General features: G+C 36.1%; 4 protein-coding genes. All 4 read right to left on the bottom strand.

All coding sequences use genetic code 11. The features are described 5' to 3' along the window. Window positions 1-125: 125 nt before the first annotated feature. Window positions 126-731, bottom strand: coding sequence for a formate dehydrogenase FDH3 subunit beta (gene fdh3B / locus K354_RS0113465; RefSeq protein WP_024955997.1), 606 nt, complete (start codon window positions 729-731; stop codon window positions 126-128). A 10-nt stretch (window positions 732-741) separates the two neighbouring features. Then, window positions 742-3,576 carry a formate dehydrogenase subunit alpha gene (locus K354_RS0113470; protein ID WP_084607381.1) on the bottom strand — a complete coding sequence of 945 codons (2,835 nt, stop codon included), beginning with the start codon at window positions 3,574-3,576 and terminating at the stop codon, window positions 742-744. An 18-nt stretch (window positions 3,577-3,594) separates the two neighbouring features. Beyond that, complete coding sequence (locus tag K354_RS0113480) at window positions 3,595-3,795, bottom strand: twin-arginine translocation signal domain-containing protein (protein WP_024956000.1); 201 nt, start codon at window positions 3,793-3,795, stop codon at window positions 3,595-3,597. A 90-nt stretch (window positions 3,796-3,885) separates the two neighbouring features. Further along, on the bottom strand, window positions 3,886-4,665 hold the full coding sequence (locus tag K354_RS0113485) for a TorD/DmsD family molecular chaperone (protein WP_024956001.1): 780 nt from the start codon (window positions 4,663-4,665) through the stop codon (window positions 3,886-3,888). Window positions 4,666-4,775 lie beyond the last annotated feature (110 nt).

The raw sequence follows: 4,775 nt of genomic DNA on the forward strand, positions 1-4,775 counted from the left end.
GTATCCTAGGATATTTTGTATTCTCATATCGCTCCATATTTGGCTATCAGCTGCATATGCAGCCGATGCCAACATGAATGTCGCAATAAAGAAAAATAGATATTTTTTCATTACAATTCCCTTCATTACTGACCGTATGCCTTACTCCAGCCAAAAGGAGCAGTTTGTACACCTTTACCTTTAGAAGCTACACGAGCACGATATACTGTTGCGATATTTTCACTATCTCCTACAAGAAGAGCTTTTGTAGAACACATTGAAGCACATACTGGAACTTTACCTTCAGCTATACGGTTTTGACCATATAACTCTCTTTCATGTACTGAGTTAGTCTCTAAAGGACCACCCGCACACATGGTGCACTTATCCATTGCACCTTTTGTCCCAAATGCTCCATCTCTTGGGAACTGTGGAGCTCCAAAAGGACAAGCATAAAGACAATATCCACATCCTATACACACTTCTTTATCATGAAGAACAATCCCATCTTCTCTGATATAAAAACAATCCACTGGACACACTTGCTCACAAGGAGCATCTGTACAATGCATACAAGCTACTGAAGTTGAAAATTCTTTCCCTTCAATACCTTCGTGTAAAGTTACTACTTTTCTTCTACTAATTCCAACTGGTAGCTCATGTGCTTCTGCACAAGCTACACTACAACCATCACATTCTATACAACGGTCATCGTCACAATAAAATTTCATTCTTGACATTTCACTACTCATCTCACACCCCCTACGCTTTTTCTATGCGGCATAATCCGCCTTTAGTTTCAGGTATTTGAGTGATGATGTCATAACCGTAGTTAGTAACAGTATTTGCACTTTCACCTGTTGCATATGGTGCAGTTCCATCAGGATAATGACTTTTTAAATCTCTTCCTTGGAATACACCTGCAAAATGGAATGGTATAAAGATTCTATCAGGGCTAACACTAAATGAGAATTTAGCTTTAACAGTGATATGTGTACCTTCTGGTGAATGAATAGTCATCATTCCGCCATTTCTAATTCCATGATTATTTGCAAGATCTGGATGAATATCACAGAACATTTCAGGAGTAAGCGCTGCTAAATATTTAGATGCTCTATTTTCCATACCAGCACCATTTAGATTTACTAAACGAGCTGTAACTAGGTTAATAGGGAATTCTTTTGCCCAATCTTTGCTACTTTGTAATGTTCCATACTTTGTATCTACACGGAAATGGTTTTCTTTATCTTTTTCGAATGAAGGATATTTTTTAACCAAATCAGTTCTTGGTGAATGCAATGGTTCTCTGTGCATTGGAATTTGGTCAGGGAATGTCCAAACTATAGCACGAGCTCTTGCATTACCATATGGTGCAATTCCTGCTTTCATACATTTTTCAGCAATAATATTTGAAGTATCAACTTTCCAGTTTTTACCAATTTTTGCTTTTTCATCAGCTGTAAGTGTGATTCCTAGTACTGCTTCGATGTTTTTAGCGTTGATTTCTGGGTAACCATTTGGATTAGATGAACCTTTAGGAGCTGAACTTTTTCCTGCAAGTAAATCTGTACCATTGTGTTCCATACCAAATCTATTTCTAAATCCCATACCGCCTTCTTTAACACTTCTATTAATGTCATAAAGAACTGTACTACCACCATGAGTTTCTGTCCAACAAGGCCATGGTAAACCATAGTACTCGTCTTTCATAGGACCTGAACCTCTTAGGCTTACTTCATCAAACATATGCCAATTATCTGTATGTTTTTTAAGTCTATCTGCTGTCCAACCAGTTAATCCGATTGTTTTAATAATTCGAGCGATTTCATTTGTAGCATCTTCTGGCCACTTGAATTCTGTTTTATTATCACGCATTAACATAGCTTTTGTATACTCTTTGTAAAAACCTAATCTTTTAGCGAATTCAAACATGATATCTTGATCCGGTTTAGATTCATACATAGGCTCTACTACTTGATATCTCCACTGTGCTGTACGGTTTGTAGCAACAACAGTACCGCTTGTTTCAAACTGCGTAGCAGCTGGAAGTAAGAAAATATCATCTTTTTTATCAGTTAAAATTGCTGCTTCATTTACAAATGGATCAGCAAGTACAATTAATTCTAAGTTATCAAGAGCTTCTTTAACTTTTGCTTGTTGCGCGATTGAAGTGATACCATTCCCCATAACAAACAATGCTTTAAGATTCGTTCCTGCATTGTGAATTTTATCTTCACCTGGTTTTCCGCCAAGAACACCAGCATACCAACGAGCTAAAGAAAAACCTTTTTTACTCATCCAGTCTTTGCTTTTAAATCGTCCTGCTAACCATTCATAATCAACTCCCCAAGATTTTGCGAAGTATTTCCATGAACCAGAACTAAGACCATAATAACCTGGTAGTGTATCAGCCAAACAACCCATATCTGTAGCACCTTGAACATTATCATGTCCACGAAGGATATTAGTACCACCACCTTCAACACCCATGTTACCAAGAGATAACTGAAGTATTGGAGCTAAACGAGTATTTGATGTACCTACTGAATGTTGTGTCAGACCCATAGCCCAGATTAATGTACCAGGAGTTGATTTAGCATATACTTTTGTTATTTGCATTAATTGTTCTGCAGAAACACCAGTAACATCTGCTACTTTTTCAGGTGTCCATTTAGCTGCTTCTTTTTTAATTTCATCCATACCGTATACACGATCATCAATATACTTTTTATCTTCCCAGCCATTTTTAAATATTATGTTTAACATACCATACATAAATGGAACGTCAGTACCAGGTCTAATACGAGCATAAAAATCCGCTTTTGCAGCAGTTTTTGTAAAACGTGGATCAATAACAATTAATTGAGAATTATTTCTCTCTTTTGCTTTTAAGAAATGTTGAAAACCAACAGGGTGATTAACCGCTGGGTTTGCACCAAATATAATAATTGCTTTAGAATTTTGGATATCTCCAAGTGAGTTAGTCATAGCGCCATAACCCCATGTATTCGCCACACCGGCGACTGTTGCACTATGTCAGATTCTTGCTTGGTGATCTGTGTTATTTGTTCCAAAAAATGCAGCAAATTTTCTAAAATAATATGCTTGCTCTGAACTCATTTTTGCTGAACCTAAAAACTGAACTGCGTCAGGTCCGCTTGTTTCTCTTAAACTATTCAATTTCTTAGAAATTCGCTCATAGGCTGTATCCCAACTGATACGTTTCCATTGACCGGCTTCTTTAACCATTGGATATTTTAATCTTACTTCTGATCTAACCATATCGATCATATCAGCACCTTTACAACAATGCCCACCTAAACTAATTGGATGGTCTTGTGCAACCTCTTGTCTAACCCAAACACCATTTTGGACTTCAGCAGTAATACCACAACCTACAGAACATGCTGTACAAATTGTTTTTACTTCTTTAGATCCAGGAAATGGGTTTTTAACCTCTTCCGCTGTTGCTGGTCTAGTTACGTTTTCGCTTGCAAATGAACTAGTTGCACCAAATGCACCAGCTATTGCAGCCATTTTTAAAAACGAACGACGACCAATTTTAGTCGAAAGAGCATTTTGAGTAGTACTTGTCATACTCAATTTCTCCTTTTTCTATAAAGCTGTACGATAAAAATCATCCCAAGCTTTAGTTTTCTTATAAAGAATCTCTTTCTTTGGAGATTTCCCTACAACAACGCCATTTGAACTGTATGAGGCTTCGCCTGTACTTGCAGTTGCTGCTATAGAACCAGCTGCTGCGACAGTACCGACTACTGCTGCTTTCTTTAAAAAGCTACGTCTAGTTTCTGCCATACAATCCTCCTTGCTTAAATTTACCTCTTGCACCAAGAAGTTTTGAAAAAAAACATCATTTTCTTTCAAAACCTCTCATTTACACTCTACTTACAAACCGGGGTCTTCTTCATCAATCGCATATGAGCTATTATTACTAGCTGCCTTAGCAATTGTGTCTGCTTCTTTTGCTTCTCGATTTCTTTTACGACGTGCTGCTTCTTCATCACTTATAAATTCACACGACTCTTGTTTTTTCACTACTTTTTCTTTTGGTGCTGGTTTTGCCACATCAAAATAGAGTCTCTCAAACTCTACAAAAGCATTAAATACAACCGCTAAAGATTTATAAACATTTGCTTTGTCATGTTCATATAAATTTTTGATAAATTCATCTATAAATTCATTTATTATTTCTGTAAAAAGACAATGTTGCAAAGTATCATAAGATTTTTCACCTGCTACTATTAACTCGATGAGTTCATGCATAAAAGTTACTAAAAATCCTACACTATCTTCGTGCTCTTTATAGTTTTTTTCATCTCTTCTAATTTTTGTTTTTGCTAAAAAGTTTTTTACTTCTAATCTCTTTTTACCACTCTCAAAACCTTCATCATAATATGAAGCTGTAGTTCTTAACGCTTGTTTTGAAGGATTATTAAAAATATCATCATACTCATGTATAAAACTCTCAACACCACCCAAGTCCATAAACTCTTTGATTTCTTTTAAAGCTTCGCCAGAATTTTCATCTAATGGATTTTGAATCATAATATCAAGTGCTTCACTTACACCCTCATAACGATTTTCATTTGTAGAGAAAACCAACATCTTGCTTAAAAAGCCGTAATATAGTGATCTTGCTCCATTTACTGCCTCTTTATTTATCATTATAATCCATTCCTTTCATTCCTATGAGCCTGAAGCATAACCTTAGGTTTACAATCAGCACAGCAATAAAGTGTTTTGATTCTAATAGCATCATTTCCAAATACTGGTTT

Source organism: Sulfurospirillum arcachonense DSM 9755 (assembly GCF_000597725.1).
GTDB lineage: Bacteria > Campylobacterota > Campylobacteria > Campylobacterales > Sulfurospirillaceae > Sulfurospirillum_A > Sulfurospirillum_A arcachonense.